This is a genomic window from Kitasatospora sp. NPDC004799 (assembly GCF_040609095.1).
Taxonomy (GTDB): Bacteria; Actinomycetota; Actinomycetes; order Streptomycetales; family Streptomycetaceae; genus Kitasatospora.
In genome coordinates this window covers 1-14,181 of the sequence record NZ_JBEXJK010000211.1, presented here as the reverse complement: position 1 = coordinate 14,181, position 14,181 = coordinate 1, and the positions used below count along the sequence as shown (strand labels likewise).

Here is a 14,181-nt window from a genome sequence, read left to right as displayed (position 1 = left end):
AGGGCGGTCCGCGCCGCGGCGGCGGCAAGGCCGGGGGCGGGGGCGGCGCCGCGGACGAGTCGCTGGGCTGCGTGGCGGCGCTGCTGGTGGCGGTCGGGGCGCTGTTCGCCTGGATGAGCACCGACGCATTCTTCCCCGGCGCGACCGACCTCACCGCCGTGCCGCCGGGCTACCGGGTCGGCTTCCGGCTGCTCTACCTGTGCGAGAACCTGGCGTTCGGCGCCGGGCTGTCCTTCCTGGTCCTCGGCTTCCCGGCGGTGCTGCGCCAGGGCCGCTCGTTCGGGCTGTCGCTGCTCGCCCACCTCTCCGTGGGCTGGCTGCTGGTCTCCTGGTGGCCGCAGGACAACCTCTACCGGCTCACCGCGGCGACGGACTGGCCGCGCCAGACGGCGATGGTGTTCGTCTTCAACGTCCCGCTGATGCTGGCGGCGGTGGTGCTGGTGGCCTTCTTCCTGCGCAAGCCCACTGCGAGCAAAGGGCGGTGACGGTCCGTCAGCGGATCGCCGGCTCGTCAGCGGAGCGCCTCGAAGATCCCAGCCAGCGCGTGGTGGGCCGCCGCGACCAGGGCCTCGGCGGCGTCCAGCGCCTCGGCGTCCGGCCCGGCGAGGGCGAGTCCGACGGTGGGTTCCGGCTCGCGGCCGGCGGTCGGGATCAGCGGCAGCAGGGTGACGCCGAGCCGGGCGCAGCGCGGCCGCAGCCGGTCCAGGTGGTCGTGCAGCGCGCCCTGGTCGAGCCGGGCGCCGAGCGACATCGCGTCCAGGGTGCGGACCAGGTGGCCCGGGCCGCGCACGTGGTCGAGGCGGGCGCGCAGCATGAAGGCGACGGCCGGGCCGGTGAGCCGCAGGTTGATCTCGGTGGGGGCGAGCCGGCGCTCCCGGTCGGTGACGAAGTCGACGTCGTACCAGCCGCGGTAGCCCTCGGCGGCCAGCCGCTCCCCCACCGCCAGGGCGAACCGGCGGGCGGTGGCGGCGGCGCCCTGCGGCACCGCGCCCGGGCCGACGGTGACGCCCCGGTAGCGGGTGCCGGCCACGTCCATGGCGCCCGCGCCGACCGGGTGGACGGTGCCGTCCGGGCCGACCAGGGCGTCGTAGGTGAGGTCGCGCAGCCGGGCGGCCGGGCCCGGGTCCACGTGCTCCTCCAGCAGCAACTCGCCCTCGGACGGCAGGAGTTCGGTCCGCTCCAGGCGCCGCAGCAGGGCCCTGCCGCCACCCGCGGCGAACAGCTCGGCGGGTTCCACCACGACGGTGCCGTAGCCGCCGACGCCGTACGGGCTCTTCAGCACCGTGGTCAGGCCCCGGACGGCGCGGGCGGTCAGCCGGCGGGCGGCCCGGCGCCGGCCGTCCGGGCGCTCCTGGCACGGCAGCCGGATGCCGGGGTGGTCGGGGGCGAGGGCGGCGAACAGGTCGTGGGCGGCGGCCTTGGACTCGTAGCGGCGGACGGCGGCCTGCTCGGGCCCCCCGCCCCGCGCGGCCGTCCGGCCCCAGCCCACCACCGGGTGGCCGGAGTCGGCGATCCGCGCCGCCAGGGCGGGGCGGTCGGCGAGGGCCTCGGCCACCGTCCGGTCCGGGGCCACGCCGCTGTGCACCTCGACCGGGCCCCAGGCCAACTCCCGGGCCAGCCAGTCGGTCCACTCCGGGGCGACCTCGGCGGGCAGCACCAGCACCGCCGGTTCGGGGCTGTAGCCGACGGCCAGGCAGGCGTAGTGGTGGGCGTGCCGCAGCCGCCGCAGCCGCTGCGCCCGGTCCGTGCCGGGGGCGAGGAACTGCGCGTCGAAGTCGGCCACGTCGCCCACGTGGACCGCCGCCCGGCCGCCGGTCCAGGCCTGCGCCCATCCGTCCATGGGGCCGAAGACTACGGGCTGTCTCAGAGCGCCAACAGCCCTGCGGCGGTGGGCCGCAGGCCGCAGGCGTCGAGGTAGAACGGGCGCAGGTGCGGCTCGAAGTCGACGTGCAGCCAGGCGCAGCCGGCCGCGCGGGCGCCGTCGGCGGCCTCGGCGACCAGCCGGGTGGCGACGCCCCGGCGTCGGGCGTCCGGGGCGACCACGGTGTCCAGCAGGAAGGCGTGGACGCCGCCGTCCCAGGCGAGGTTGACGAAGCCGACCAGGACGCCGTCGGCGGTGCGGCGGGCGGTGACCCAGCCGAGGCTGTGCCGCTCCAGCCGGGCGAGCCAACCGGCCTGCCGGAGGGGGTGGTCGAAGCCCTCGGCGTGCAGGGCGTCGAGTTCGGGATCGGTGAGCGGGCCTCGCCACCGGTAGTCGATCGTCACGACCGCACTGTAGACCGCTTGTTAACTTCTGATCATTTTTGGCTGTCAAAGGACACGACTTGGCAAAGTTATGACCTTTCCTCTAGCTGCACCTGACTGATCGCCGTCAATCTCTGACCAGCTCCTTTCCCTGCAGCTCACCCCACTGGAGTTCCGAGTGACCCCCACGTCCTCCTTCCGCCGTGCCCGCGTGGCCGCGGCCGTCGCGGTCGTCGCCGCCCTGGCCGGCGCCACCGTCCCGGCCGCCACCGCCTCCGCCGCGCCCGACCCGCGCGGGGCCGCGATATCCCAGGCCCGCGCCAACGTCGCCCACCACGCGACGGTGTTCGGCTTCGGCGCCGGCCAGGACCTCGTGCTCAAGGACGTCGTGCTGGACGCCGACGGCACCTCGCACGTCCGCTTCGACCGCACCTTCCAGGGCCTGCCGGTGGTCGGCGGCGACCTGGTCGTCCACCAGGACGCCAAGGGCCGGCTCAAGGACTCCTCCCGCGCGGCCGCCCACGACGCCGCCGTGAGGTCGACCGTCCCCAAGGTGTCCGCGCAGTCCGGCGCGGCCGGCGCGCTGGCCGCCGCCCCGGGTGTCAAGGACGCCGTCAGCTCGCCCGAGCTGGTCGTCTGGGCCGCCGACGGCACGCCCCGGCTGGCCTGGCGCACCACCGTCGAGGGCACCGGCGAGCACGGCCAGCCGGCCGGCAAGGTGGTCGTCACGGACGCCACCACCGGCGAGCAGATCGAGTCGTACGACGCCGAGCACCAGGCCTCGGGCACCGGCAACTCCGAGTACACCGGCACGATCACCATCGACACCACCGCCGCCTCCGGCGGCTACACCCTGACCGACCCGGTCCGCGGCCACGTCACCAAGGACGCCGGCAACCTCTCCGCGAGCTCGCTCAAGGCCACCTCCGGCACCCCGTTCACCAGCACCACCAACGTCTGGGGCGACGGGAGGAAGTTCTCCACCGACCGCTCCACCGCCGCCGTCGACGCCCACGCCAACACCGCCTGGACGTACGACTACTACAAGAACGTCCACGGCCGCAGCGGCATCAAGAACGACGGCAAGGGCGCCACCGTCTTCGTCCACGTCGGCACCAACTGGGACAACGCCCAGTGGTCCGACAGCTGCTTCTGCATGATGACCGGCGACGGCGACGGCACCACCGACCCGGAGCAGGTGGACCTCGACACCATGGGCCACGAGATGACCCACGGCGTCACCAGCGCGACCGCCAACCTGCGCTACAGCGGCGAGTCCGGCGGCCTCAACGAGGCCACCAGCGACATCTTCGGCACCATGGTCGAGTGGTACGCCAACAACGGCGTGGACACGGGTGACTACCTGTTCAGCGACCAGTCCACCCCGCCGTGGCTGCGCCGCTTCGACAAGCCCTCGCTGGACGGCCGCTCCGCGGACTGCTGGAGCAAGACGGTGGGCCGGCTCGACGTGCACAACTCCTCGGGCGTCGGCAACCACTGGTTCTACCTCGCCAGCGAGGGCAGCGGCACCAAGACCGTCAACGGCGTCACCTACAACAGCCCGACCTGCAACAACTCCACGGTGGCCGGCGTCGGCAACCAGAAGATCGCCAAGATCTGGTACCGCGCGCTCACCGTCTACATGACCTCCACCACCGACTACAAGGGCGCCCGCACCGCCTCGCTGAACGCGGCCCGCGACCTGTACGGCGCCGGCAGCGCCGAGTACAACGCGGTCGCGGCGGCCTGGAGCGGAGTCAACGTCAGCTGACACCCGGCCTTCGGGAGTCGAACAACGACGGCCCGGCCCGGCGGACGTCCGCTGGGCCGGGCCCGTCTCCCTGGTGGCCGGGCCCGCTTCTTTGGGCGACCGGCCCCGGCCGCCGTCCGGCCTACGGCGCCTCCGGGGGCCGCAGGCCGTAACCCTGCTCCGTCCGCACGATCCAGGTGGGCTCGCCGAGCTTCGCCCTCAGCACCGCCATCGGGTACCTCAACTCGTGGGGGTGGAGCGCCGCGTCGTAGACCTTCCCCATGATCGAGGAGGGCTCGTGCACGCCCTCGCCCAGCTCGACCAGGCCGCGCAGCAGCCTGACGTCCGAGCGGTTCAGCCGCACCTCGCGGCCGTCCAGCGTGACGAGCCGGGTGTCCAGGTCGATGACGAGACGCCCGTCGAAGGCGGTCAGCGAGCCCTGCGGCTCCGGGACCACACCGAAGTGCCTCCGGACCCACTCCTCCGCCGCCCGGTCGTCCACCGGCTCCTCCCGTTCCACGTCCGGCAGCCTAACCGGCGGTTCCGGGCGCCGACCAGGCCGCGCTCCGACCTGCCGCCGCTCGGCCGACCCGGTCGACGGTGAGTGTGGATCAGCACACTCCCGGAACACTGGCGATCGGGCCCGGACATTGCCGATCATGATCGTCATGACTTCCGACAGCACCTCGATCACCGCTCCTGTCGCCACCGCCGCCGCCTCCGGAACCTGGCAGCTCGGCGACCGCACCGTCCGCCGGATCGGCTTCGGCGCGATGCGCCTGCCGCAGACCGGCCCGGCCCTCGTCCCGCACGCCGTCCCGCGCGACCGCGACCAGGCGCTGCGGGTGCTGCGCCGCGCCGTCGAGCTGGGCGTCGACCACATCGACACCGCGGCCTTCTACTTCTCCCCGCTGCGCTCCGCCAACGAGCTGATCAACCGGGCGCTGGCGCCGTACGCCGAGGACCTGGTGATCGCCACCAAGGTCGGCCCCGGCCGCGGCCTCGACGGCGAGTGGGTCGAGCACGCCCGCACCCCCGAGGCGCTGCGCGCCCAGGTCGAGCAGAACCTGCGCGAACTCGGCCGCGACCACCTCGACCTGGTGAACCTGCGCGTCCTCGGCACCGACTCGGTCGCCGAACGCTTCGGCGCGCTGGCCGAGTTGCGCGAGGCCGGGCTGATCCGGCAGCTGGGCCTGTCCAACGTCCACCCGCACCAGCTCGTCGAGGCGCGGACCATCGCGCCGGTGGTCTGCGTGCAGAACCCGTACGGCATCGGCGCCCCGGCCGCGCAGGACGAGCTGCTGCGGATCTGCGGGGAGCTGGGCATCGCCTTCGTCCCCTTCTACGCGATCGCCGGCGCCGGACGGGAGGGCGGCGCCGACGGGGCCGAGCCCGCCCAGGTCCGGGCGGTGGCCGAGGCGCGCGGGGTGAGCACCGCGCAGGTGCGGCTGGCCTGGACGCTGCGGCGCGGCCCGCACGTGCTGGCCATCCCGGGCACCGGCGACGTGGCACACCTGGAGGACAACATCGCCGCCGGGGCGCTGCACCTGTCGGCGGAGGAGCTGGCACTGCTGGACGAGGCCCACGCGGGCTGAGCCGGAACCGGGCGCGGCGCGCGGTACGTCACTCCGGGACGACCTGATCTCCGTCCACCGCGAGGAGCCCCGGAGCATGACCGACCGCACAACCCGATACCTCTACCTGGCCCGCCACGGCGAGGCCGCGTCCGAAGGCGACGGCAGCGGGCTCACCGCGGCCGGGCGCCGCCAGGCCGCCCTGCTGGGCCGGCGACTGGCCGGCCGCCCGGTCTCGGTGCTGCACCACGGCCCGCTGCCCCGGGCCGCCGAGACCGCCCGGCTGGTCGCGGAGCAGCTGACCGGTGTACGGCCGGAGCCGTGCGAGGAGGCCGGGGACTTCGTTCCGCACGTGCCCGCGCGGGCCGAACTCCCCGACGACAGCGCCGAGTTCCTGCTGGACTACCTCGCGGGCACCACGGCGGAGGAGCGAAAGACCGGCGCCGGGCTGGCGCGGCGGGCCGTCGAGCGGTTCACCGGGCCGGTGCCGGGCGGCGAGGAGCGGCACGAGCTGGTGATCACCCACGCCTTCCTGGTCGGCTGGCTGGTCCGGCACGCCCTGGACGCCCCGGCCTGGCGCTGGCTCGGCGTCAACGCCGCGAACGCGGCGCTGACCGTCCTGCGCTACACGCCCGGCCGGCCGCCCGCCGTACTGCTGCTGAACGACCAGGGCCACCTGCCGGAGGAGCTGCGCTGGACCGGCTACCCGCCCCAGCTGCGCTGCTGACGACGGGGCACGAACCGCTCGGCCGGCCGGCCCGCACTCGACGCCGCCCGGGCCTGTCGACAGGAATATGCAGACCGGTCTACTATCGCCGCATGGGAGTCAAGGGCGAGGAGACCCGGGCCCGGCTGATCGCCGGCACCAGGGAACTGATCGAGGCGCAGGGCTACTTCGGCACCGGCCTCAACCGGATCGTGGCCGCCACCGGCGCCCCGCGCGGCTCGCTCTACTTCCACTTCCCCGGCGGCAAGGACCAGTTGGTGGCCGCCGCGCTCACCCAGGCCGGCCAGGAGGTCGAGGCGCTGCTCACCGCACTGGCCGGTGAGGGCGCCGACACCGCCGCCCTCACCGAGCGGCTGATCGAGGCCTTCGCCGACCGCCTGGAGCACTCCGACTACACCAGCGGCTGCCCGATCGCCACCGTCGCCCTGGAGGTGGCCGGCACCAACGAGACCCTCCGGACGGTCTGCGCCGAGCTGTACGCGGGCTGGCAGCGGGTCCTGGCCGACCGGCTGCAGCACGAGGGATTCAGCCCGGCGCAGGCCGAGGTCGCCGCCGGGCAGGCCCTCGCCCTGCTGGAGGGCGCCGTCCTGCTCGCCTCCGTCCGGCGCAGCCGCGAACCGCTGGACCACGCCCGGCACGCCGTCCGGCACTTGCTCGGCGCCCGCTAGCCGGCGCCGGGGAGGGCGGGTGTTCCGCGCTCCCGCATGTCCAAAAAATATGCAGACCGGTCTACCGATTTTCGAGCCCCTGGAGTTCACCATGGCCCCCGCCGCACCGCCTCGCACCCCGCCCCGCACCCTCGTCCTCGGCGCCACCGGCTTCGTCGGCCGCTGGCTCGTCCTCGAGCTCCTCACCCGCGGCGAGCCGGTCGCCGCCGCCGTCCGCGACCCCGGCAGCGCGGACGCCCTGCGCCGGTGGCTGCACGACCACGGCGCGGACGGCACCGCGCCGACCACCGTCACCGCCGACCTCACCCGCCCCGGCCTCGGCCTCTCCCCCGAGGACGACGCCCGGCTCGGCGAGGTCCGCGACGTCCACAACCTCGCCGCCCGCTACGCCTTCGGCCTCACCCGGGCCCAGGCCGAACCCGCCAACGTCCACGGCGCCCTGCACGCCCTGCACTGGTCCGCCACCCGGCCCGGGCTGCGCCGCCTGGTCCACCTCTCCGGCTACCGCGTCGGCCGCGACCCGCGGCCGCGCTACCCCCTCGACCCGCCGACCACCGCCGCGCTCTACACCCGCCTCGGCGGGTACGAGGCCTCCAAGCAGCTCGGCGACGCCGCCGTCCGGGTCACCGCACCCCGCCTCGGCGTCCCGCTCACCACCGTCAACCCCAGCAGCGTCATCGGTCACTCGGAGACCGGCGAGGCCGGCCAGTACCTGGGCCTCGCCCACCTCGTCCGCCAGCTCCACCGCGGCCGCCTCCCCCTGTTGCCCGGCACCCGGCGCACCTTCCTGCCCGTCGTCACCGTCGACCACCTGGCCCGCTTCCTCGCCGCCGTCCCCGAGCACGACCGCACCCCGCTGGCGGCCCACACCGTCCTCGACCCGGCCACCCCGAACCTCCCCGACCTGATCGCCCTCCTCGCCCGCCACCTCGGCGTCCGCCCGCCCCGCGCCCTGATCCCCGTCTCCCTCGTCCGCCGGCTCCCCCGCGCCCTCACCGGCGCCGACCCGGAGACCCTCACCTTCCTCTCCGAGGACCGGTACGACACCGCCTCCGCCGACCGCCTCACCACCGCCGCCGGCCTCGCCCACCCACCCCTCGCCCCGGCCCTCACCCGCTGGGCCACCCGCCTGGTCGAGGAGCGCTTCGGCGCACCGTGACGGCACCAGCACCGGAAGTCGGCCCGGCCGACTTCTGGTGTGCGAGCAGTGCGCCCCCGCGCCGAGCCGCCCCCGGCCGCCCACGGTTCACCCGGACCGGCACGCGCCGGCACGACATGAGGCCCGCCGGCTTCCCGTGCGCCACGAGGCCCGCCGACCGGTGAGGCGCCGTCGGATCGGCGCGCCCCGGAGCCGGCACGGAGAACGCCGACCCTCACCGCGCTCGACCCGCCCGCCGAGGCGTCCAGCCGCAGCCCCCGGCCGCTGTGCTCCGCGCTACCGGGCCCGGCGGTCGGGGGCCGGGGTGCGCGATCGCAGGCGCTCCCCCTGCGGCCCGAACATGACCAGGTACTCGACCGGTCCGCCCGGTCCGGCGTTCGCGACCCCGTGGGCGGTACGGGTGTCGAACTCGACCACGTCCCCGGCGCTCAGCACGAGGTCCTGCTCGCCGAGCGCCAGCCACAGCCGCCCGTACAGGACGCACAGCCACTCGTACCCGTCGTGGGAGACCTGCCGCGGCCGCGCCGGCGGCGCGTCGACGGCGGGCAGGACGTGCTTGTGGGCGTGCAGGCCCCCGACGTACCGGGTCAGCGGCAGCACCGCCTTGTCGTCGCCGGAACGCCGCGGCACCGGGGTGCGCGGTCCGGCCGCCGCGGCGGGTGCGGTGCCGGCCAGCTCGTCCAGGGAGACGCCGTACGCCTTCGCGAGCTGCAGCAGCACCTCCAGGGTCGGCCTGCGCCGGCCGGTCTCGATCCGGGACAGCGTGCTCAGCGAGATGCCGGTCGCGCGGCTGACGCCGGTGAGCGTGGCGCCGTGCCGCTCGCGCGCGCTCCGCAGCCGGGGGCCCATGGCCGCCAGCGTGTCGGTGATGCCGTCGTCCGTCACCATCGCCCCGAATCCCTCCGACCGCGCCGTCTCCACCGCTCTGTCCGGCCAGTTTGCCACGATGGCAAGGGTGTTCGCGTCGGGCGGCCGCCGCACCGCAGGATCGGCGGGTCACCACCGCCGCCCGTGAACCGAGGAGAAACCATGCACCGGCCCGCGCTGTCCACCGACCCGCGCCACCGCACCGTCGAGGCACCCGCCGGGCGCCTGCACCTGGTCGAGCAGGGCACCGGACCGCTGGTCCTGCTCGTCCACGGCTTCCCCGAGTCCTGGTACTCCTGGCGCCACCAGCTCCCGGCCCTCGCGGCCGCGGGGTACCGGGCCGTGGCGCTCGACGTGCGCGGCTACGGCCGCTCCTCCAGGCCGGCCGCGACGGACGCCTACCGGCTGCTCGACCTGGTGGCGGACAACCTCGCCCTGGTCCGCGCCCTGGGCGAGGAGAGCGCGGTGGTCGTCGGGCACGACTGGGGCGCCAACATCGCGGCGACCTCCGCCCTGCTCCACCCCGAGGTCTTCCGCGCCGTCGGACTGCTGAGCGTCCCCTACGCGCCGCCCGGCGGCCCCCGCCCCACCGACGTCTTCGCGCGGATGGGCGGCGACCAGGAGTTCTACGTCTCGTACTTCCAGGAGCCCGGCCGGGCCGAGGCGGAGATGGAGCCCGACCTCCGGGGCTGGCTCGCGGGCTTCTACGCGGCCCTGTCCGCCGACACCATGCCCACCCGGGGCGAGCCCGACCCGCACTTCGTGGCCCGCGCCGGCGGCCGGCTGCGCGACCGCTTCCCCGCCGGCAGGCTGCCCGCCTGGCTGACCGAGGACGATCTCGACGTGTACGCCGGGGAGTTCGAGCGCACCGGCATGACCGGGGCCCTCAACCGCTACCGGGCCATGGACCGCGACTGGGAGGACCTCGCCCGGTACGCCGGGGCCCCGATCGAGCAGCCGTCCCTGTTCATCGGCGGCGCCCTGGACGCGTCCACGACCTGGATGGCCGACGCGATCGCCGCCTTCCCGACCACCCTCCCGGCCCTGGCCTCCAGCCACATCCTGGACGGCTGCGGGCACTGGATCCAGCAGGAGCGCCCCGAGGAGGTCAACCGCCTGCTGACCGGGTGGCTCGCCACCCTCCAGGGCTGAACCGGCCCAGGGCTGAACCGGCGGGCGCGCCGGCCGACGCCCGAGCCCGGACCGCACGTCCAGGCGCTGTGCCGAACGCCGCGGACCGCAAGCCGCCCGGCAGTTGTCCGCCGGAGCCGCCGCCAGGAGACCACCCGGAACCTCCCCGGGCATCATGGTGAGACGAATGACGATCCGTCAGCTTCGACCCTGGGGAGGAAGGATGGCGTTCCGGTTCCACTTCACCAGCGCGGACCTCGCGCGCACCAGGGTGGCCGGGGAGATGGCGGCGCTGGTGGAGCTGAACGTGGCGGTCCGCGTCCTGCAGGACCGCAACCACGAGGCGCGGTTCGGGGCTTGGCGCCGGACGGTGCGCGGGCGGCTGGCGCCCCGGGCCCGGATGGTCCTCGACCTGGTGCCGAGGCACGGGGTGTCCCCCAGCTTCCTGAGTCCCCCGGCTTCCTGAGTCCGCCGGGGAGCCGGAGCGTCGCGGAGCTGCTGGAGGGGGTCGCCGCGACGCCGGCCGGACGGATCCGCGCGGACCTCGCCGGCGCGGCGGCCACCCGTCCGCTGCCCGGCTGGGCCCGCACCCTCGGCGAGGACCGTGACCTGCTGGGCCGCCTGGTGGAGGCCCTCGGCCACGTCCACGACGTCCTGCTCGCCCCGTACCGGGCATCCGCCGAGGACGTGCTGGCCGCCGATCGCGCGGCCCGCGGCCGCGACCTGCTGCACGGCGGTGTGCAGCGGCTCTTCGAGCGGCTGCTGCCGGCCCGGATCCGCTGGCGGGCTCCGGTGCTGCACGTCGACCTGGCCTCAGGGCTGGACCGGGACGTCCACCTCGACGGGCGGGGGCTGCTGCTGGTCCCCTCCGTCTTCGTCACGGGCGCGCCCGTCGTCGTCTACGACACCGAACCGCAGCCGATGCTGGTCTACCCCGCCCAGCAGCCCGCAGGGGCGGGCCTGGCGGTGGCACCGCCGGTCGGCGCGACACCGCCCGGGGCGCCGCCGGCGCCGGCCGCGCTGCTGGGCCGCACCCGCGCCGCCGTCCTGCGGACGGTCGCGCAGCGGGACGGCTGCACGACCCGCGACCTCGCCACCGCCCTCCGCATCTCCCCGGCGAGCGCGAGCGAGCACGCGACGGTGCTGCGGGCGGCCGGGCTGATCGCCACCCTGCGGGACCGCAACACGGCGATCCATTCCCCCACCGCGGCCGGCCTGACGCTGCTCGCCGCCGGTGCGGGTTGAGGCCCGGCCCCTCGCCGGCGGGGGCCGGGCCGCACAGCACGGCGGGTCAGCAGGCGGAGCCGGAGGCCTTGGTCCACTTGTCGAGCTGCGCCCAGGTCTTGGGGCCGACCAGGCCGTCCTGCGGGAGGCCGACACAGCCCTGGAACTTCTTCACGTCGCGCAGGGTGGCCGCGCCGAAGATGCCGTCGCGGGTCAGGTAGCTGCTGGTCACCGAGTAGTAGAGCTCGCACTGGAGCTGCTTGACGGCCGTCGACCGGTCGCCGAACGACAGGAACGGCTCGCTGTTGGTGTAGTTGCACCGGCTGGACGCCTGCGCCGAGGCGGCGGGCGCGGTGGCCACGCCGATCGAGAGCGCGAGTGCGGCGACACCGAGTGCGGCGGTGATCTTCTTCATGGGGCCATCCCCTCCCAGGGGTTCGTCAGGAAGCCGGGGCACGACGCGGCACCCGGCGGATGCCCCGCCCGGCGCGGGGCCGGGCGGTCGCCGGACGGTGCAGCGGCCGGAGGCCGTCCCCCGCGCCTTCGACCGCTGCTCTCCCCCCGTCGGCACAGCCATCGTGCCGACGGCCCCGCCCCGGTGTCGCCCTCGTTCGGCCTCACCCGAATCACGGGCGATCCCGGCCTCCGCCGCGCACCGCGCGCAAGACGCTTGCCGGGCCGTGGAGAATCGGGGCGTGGCCGTCACGAGAGAGCGAGCCGTCGCGACCGCCGAATCGCTGCTCGCCGAAATGCCGTGGTGTGAGCACGAGTTGGCGATCCTCGGTGTCGTGGAGCACACCCCCGGGTGGATCGTCGCCTGGAACACCGCCGAGTACGCCCGCACCGGCGACTCGCGTCACCCCCTCGTGGGCGGCGTGGCCCTACCTGCCGGCCGTACGGGACGGGGCCGAGCCGCCCGAGGAGTTGGCGGACCTCACCGGGAAGAAGGATCCCTGCCCGCCGCTGCCGATCGTCACCGTACGGCCGGGGCGCGGCTGAGCGGCTGTGCCGACCGCTCGAAGAGCAGCGCCGTCCAGTGGACGCCGCCCCGGCCGTGCAGGTCGGGGCGGGCGGCGCGGTGGAGGAGGCGCAGGCCGTGGTCGGCGGCGAGGGCGACGGTGGGCTCGGGCGGGAGGTCGAACATCCGGCGGCCGGCCGGGACGGGGCCGTGGCGGAGGGTGAGGGCGAGGCGGCCGGCGGGGGCGAGCAAACGGCTGAGGGCGGCCATCGCGGGCGGGCGCTCGGCGGGGGCGAGGTGCATCCAGACGGCCGTGAGCAGGACGAGGTCGTAGCGCTCCCCCTCGGCGACCAGCCGCGGCAGGCCGGGCAGCGCGTCGGCGATCCAGCGGACGCCCGAGCCGGCGTGCAGGCGCTCGCCGACGGAACGGAGTTCGGGCGTCGGCTCGGCGACCACCCGGTGGCCGAGGGCGGCGAGCGCGGCGGCGTCGCGGCCGGTGCCGGCGCCGACGTCGAGGACGGACGCCGGTGGGGCCGGGTACAGGTGGTGCAGGTCGCGGTGCACCTCGGTGAAGCTCACGCTCTCGTACTGGACGGCGAGTTGCTCCGCCGCCTCGCCGTAGCCCTCGGTGCCGGCGGGCGTGTTCACCGGGCCTCCCGGACGGCCACCGCGTCGCCGGCCGCGGCCGCGTCGGCGAAGAAGTCCCGCAGCTCGCGCAGGTCGTGGACGACGCGCGCCGCCCAGGCCTCGGACCAGGGCGTCGGGTACCCGAGGTGCGCGACCGTACGGGCCAGCACGGTGTCCTGCTGGCGGACGAGTTCGCCGAGCGCCGAGCCGCGCAGGAAGGCGGCGGCCGCCGCGACCTGCTCGGGGCGCAGCACCGGCACGGCGTCGCCCGGCAGTGCCCCGTCCGGTCCGTGGTGTCCGCCGCCGTAGACGGGCAGCCGGGCGGCCGGGTCGGGGTGCAGGCCGTTCTCGGTGAGCGCGAGTTCCATCAGGACGGCGGTGCGCCGCACGCCGAGGGCGAGCCCGGCGGCGGCCATCCGGTCGTACCGGACGTCGCGGTCGCGGGGCACGAGGTCGCCGAGCTCCGCCGGCGAGCAGGCGTCCACGGCCTGGCCGGGCAGCCGGCACCAGAAGTGATCCACACTCACCCGCCCAGCGTAACGAAGTCCGGGGTCGGCCCCCACACCCACCCGGTTCAGGCCTCGCCGGGGTGCCAGGCCGGCCACTCCCAGGGGCGGTCGGCCCAGTGCACCCGTTGCGGGTCGCGCGGGTCGAGGTCGGGGAAGAGTTGGTGGACGCGCGGCTCGAACTCCTCCGGGGCGAGCGGTTCCCAGCCGTGGCCCTCGAAGTGGACGAGGCGGTAGCGGCTGTCGGTCCGGAACTCGGCCACCTCGACCAGCGGTGCGGACGTGCTGTTGGTCTCCATGCCCCCCAGCATGTGGCGCGGTGGCAATCAATGCCCGTCCAGACCCCTCTTCCGGGTCATGTCCCGGCGTCGGCGCGCTCGTTGAGCACGGAAAGGTTCGCGGGGGGCCGCTGGAAGGACGATCACATGACTGGGCAGCCCACCGGAGGGCAGTGGCAGTGGCCGCAGAACACCTGGCAGCCGCCGCCGGTCCCGACGAATCCGCTACCGCCGTGGTCCACCGCCCCGCCGCCGAGGCGGCTGTCGCGCAAGGCCTGGACGGCCGCGATGGTCGGGACGGGCGCCGTGCTGGCCTCCGTGCTGGTGATGTGCGGGCCGGGGAGGGGGGACGAGGTCAGCGTGGCGGCGCTGCCGGACGCCTCCCCCTCCGCCTCGGAGCCGACGGCGCAGCGACAGAAGAACTGGGAGAGAATCGACGCCGTGAGTGCTGCGATGCGAAGCCGTACC

Annotated in this window: 17 protein-coding genes and 1 pseudogene; 10 read left to right on the top strand and 8 right to left on the bottom strand. The window is 75.4% G+C overall.

The annotated features are described in order from the left end of the window. The coding region (locus ABZW03_RS24440) for a hypothetical protein (protein WP_355262070.1) at window positions 1-485 on the top strand (485 nt) is incomplete at its 5' end. Between the two features lie 26 nt (window positions 486-511). Here ABZW03_RS24440 and ABZW03_RS24435 read toward each other — a convergent pair. Continuing rightward, window positions 512-1,840: a hypothetical protein gene (locus ABZW03_RS24435; RefSeq protein WP_355262067.1), complete on the bottom strand. Its 1,329-nt coding sequence runs from the start codon at window positions 1,838-1,840 to the stop codon at window positions 512-514. Between the two features lie 23 nt (window positions 1,841-1,863). Next, a complete protein-coding gene (locus ABZW03_RS24430) occupies window positions 1,864-2,265 on the bottom strand; it encodes a GNAT family N-acetyltransferase (RefSeq protein ID WP_355262064.1) in 402 nt (133 codons plus the stop codon). 157 nt (window positions 2,266-2,422) lie between these two features. Here ABZW03_RS24430 and ABZW03_RS24425 point away from each other — a divergent pair, with 157 nt between their 5' ends. Further along, window positions 2,423-4,015: a M4 family metallopeptidase gene (locus ABZW03_RS24425; protein ID WP_355262062.1), complete on the top strand. Its 1,593-nt coding sequence runs from the start codon at window positions 2,423-2,425 to the stop codon at window positions 4,013-4,015. Window positions 4,016-4,136: 121 nt separating this feature from the next. Here the strand turns inward: ABZW03_RS24425 and ABZW03_RS24420 are convergent, their stop codons facing one another. After that, window positions 4,137-4,514: a hypothetical protein gene (locus tag ABZW03_RS24420; RefSeq protein ID WP_355262059.1), complete on the bottom strand. Its 378-nt coding sequence runs from the start codon at window positions 4,512-4,514 to the stop codon at window positions 4,137-4,139. Window positions 4,515-4,662: 148 nt separating this feature from the next. Between ABZW03_RS24420 and ABZW03_RS24415 the strand changes: the two genes are divergently transcribed. The 4 genes from ABZW03_RS24415 to ABZW03_RS24400 all read left to right on the top strand — a co-directional run bounded on the left by ABZW03_RS24415 (window position 4,663) and on the right by ABZW03_RS24400 (window position 8,122). Beyond that, complete coding sequence (locus tag ABZW03_RS24415; RefSeq protein WP_355262056.1) at window positions 4,663-5,589, top strand: aldo/keto reductase; 927 nt, start codon at window positions 4,663-4,665, stop codon at window positions 5,587-5,589. Between the two features lie 76 nt (window positions 5,590-5,665). Then, window positions 5,666-6,295, top strand: coding sequence for a histidine phosphatase family protein (locus tag ABZW03_RS24410; RefSeq protein WP_355262053.1), 630 nt, complete (start codon window positions 5,666-5,668; stop codon window positions 6,293-6,295). 92 nt (window positions 6,296-6,387) lie between these two features. Further along, complete coding sequence (locus ABZW03_RS24405; RefSeq protein ID WP_355262050.1) at window positions 6,388-6,963, top strand: TetR/AcrR family transcriptional regulator; 576 nt, start codon at window positions 6,388-6,390, stop codon at window positions 6,961-6,963. Between the two features lie 91 nt (window positions 6,964-7,054). Further along, window positions 7,055-8,122 carry an SDR family oxidoreductase gene (locus ABZW03_RS24400; RefSeq protein WP_355262047.1) on the top strand — a complete coding sequence of 356 codons (1,068 nt, stop codon included), beginning with the start codon at window positions 7,055-7,057 and terminating at the stop codon, window positions 8,120-8,122. Between the two features lie 276 nt (window positions 8,123-8,398). Here ABZW03_RS24400 and ABZW03_RS24395 read toward each other — a convergent pair whose 3' ends face one another. Then, complete coding sequence (locus ABZW03_RS24395; RefSeq protein WP_355262044.1) at window positions 8,399-9,010, bottom strand: helix-turn-helix domain-containing protein; 612 nt, start codon at window positions 9,008-9,010, stop codon at window positions 8,399-8,401. Window positions 9,011-9,151: 141 nt separating this feature from the next. On the opposite strand from ABZW03_RS24395, the gene ABZW03_RS24390 reads away from it, so the two are divergent. The 3 genes from ABZW03_RS24390 (at window position 9,152) to ABZW03_RS24380 (ending at window position 11,365) form a co-directional block, all read left to right on the top strand. Then, window positions 9,152-10,141: an alpha/beta hydrolase gene (locus ABZW03_RS24390; protein WP_355262041.1), complete on the top strand. Its 990-nt coding sequence runs from the start codon at window positions 9,152-9,154 to the stop codon at window positions 10,139-10,141. A 202-nt stretch (window positions 10,142-10,343) separates the two neighbouring features. Then, window positions 10,344-10,586: a hypothetical protein gene (locus tag ABZW03_RS24385; protein WP_355262038.1), complete on the top strand. Its 243-nt coding sequence runs from the start codon at window positions 10,344-10,346 to the stop codon at window positions 10,584-10,586. Window positions 10,587-10,744: 158 nt separating this feature from the next. After that, complete coding sequence (locus tag ABZW03_RS24380; protein WP_355262035.1) at window positions 10,745-11,365, top strand: winged helix-turn-helix domain-containing protein; 621 nt, start codon at window positions 10,745-10,747, stop codon at window positions 11,363-11,365. 46 nt (window positions 11,366-11,411) lie between these two features. On the opposite strand, the gene ABZW03_RS24375 is transcribed toward ABZW03_RS24380, so the two are convergent. From ABZW03_RS24375 to ABZW03_RS24360, 4 genes are all read right to left on the bottom strand, one after another. Continuing rightward, window positions 11,412-11,759 carry a peptidoglycan-binding domain-containing protein gene (locus tag ABZW03_RS24375; RefSeq protein ID WP_355262032.1) on the bottom strand — a complete coding sequence of 116 codons (348 nt, stop codon included), beginning with the start codon at window positions 11,757-11,759 and terminating at the stop codon, window positions 11,412-11,414. Window positions 11,760-12,317: 558 nt separating this feature from the next. After that, window positions 12,318-12,950, bottom strand: coding sequence for a class I SAM-dependent methyltransferase (locus ABZW03_RS24370; RefSeq protein WP_355262029.1), 633 nt, complete (start codon window positions 12,948-12,950; stop codon window positions 12,318-12,320). Next, window positions 12,947-13,456 (bottom strand): hypothetical protein, encoded by a 510-nt coding sequence (locus tag ABZW03_RS24365; protein WP_355262026.1) that lies wholly within the window; start codon window positions 13,454-13,456, stop codon window positions 12,947-12,949. Before ABZW03_RS24365 ends, ABZW03_RS24370 begins: the two co-directional genes overlap by 4 nt. 47 nt (window positions 13,457-13,503) lie before the next feature. Then, on the bottom strand, window positions 13,504-13,734 hold the full coding sequence (locus ABZW03_RS24360) for a hypothetical protein (protein ID WP_355262023.1): 231 nt from the start codon (window positions 13,732-13,734) through the stop codon (window positions 13,504-13,506). Between the two features lie 126 nt (window positions 13,735-13,860). On the opposite strand from ABZW03_RS24360, the pseudogene ABZW03_RS24355 reads away from it, so the two are divergent. Next, window positions 13,861-14,181 (top strand): annotated as a pseudogene (locus ABZW03_RS24355) (hypothetical protein); the annotation flags it as partial.

What these genes read in the sequence shown, in the direction of transcription:
- ABZW03_RS24390 (WP_355262041.1), top strand. Translation starts at nt 9,152, where the DNA reads ATGCACCGGCCCGCGCTGTCCACCGACCCGCGCCACCGCACCGTCGAG.
- ABZW03_RS24415 (WP_355262056.1), top strand. Translation starts at nt 4,663, where the DNA reads ATGACTTCCGACAGCACCTCGATCACCGCTCCTGTCGCCACCGCCGCC.
- ABZW03_RS24410 (WP_355262053.1), top strand. Translation starts at nt 5,666, where the DNA reads ATGACCGACCGCACAACCCGATACCTCTACCTGGCCCGCCACGGCGAG.
- ABZW03_RS24395 (WP_355262044.1), bottom strand. Translation starts at nt 9,010, where the DNA reads ATGGTGACGGACGACGGCATCACCGACACGCTGGCGGCCATGGGCCCC.
- ABZW03_RS24385 (WP_355262038.1), top strand. Translation starts at nt 10,344, where the DNA reads ATGGCGTTCCGGTTCCACTTCACCAGCGCGGACCTCGCGCGCACCAGG.
- ABZW03_RS24435 (WP_355262067.1), bottom strand. Translation starts at nt 1,840, where the DNA reads ATGGACGGATGGGCGCAGGCCTGGACCGGCGGCCGGGCGGCGGTCCAC.
- ABZW03_RS24400 (WP_355262047.1), top strand. Translation starts at nt 7,055, where the DNA reads ATGGCCCCCGCCGCACCGCCTCGCACCCCGCCCCGCACCCTCGTCCTC.
- ABZW03_RS24405 (WP_355262050.1), top strand. Translation starts at nt 6,388, where the DNA reads ATGGGAGTCAAGGGCGAGGAGACCCGGGCCCGGCTGATCGCCGGCACC.
- ABZW03_RS24360 (WP_355262023.1), bottom strand. Translation starts at nt 13,734, where the DNA reads ATGGAGACCAACAGCACGTCCGCACCGCTGGTCGAGGTGGCCGAGTTC.
- ABZW03_RS24375 (WP_355262032.1), bottom strand. Translation starts at nt 11,759, where the DNA reads ATGAAGAAGATCACCGCCGCACTCGGTGTCGCCGCACTCGCGCTCTCG.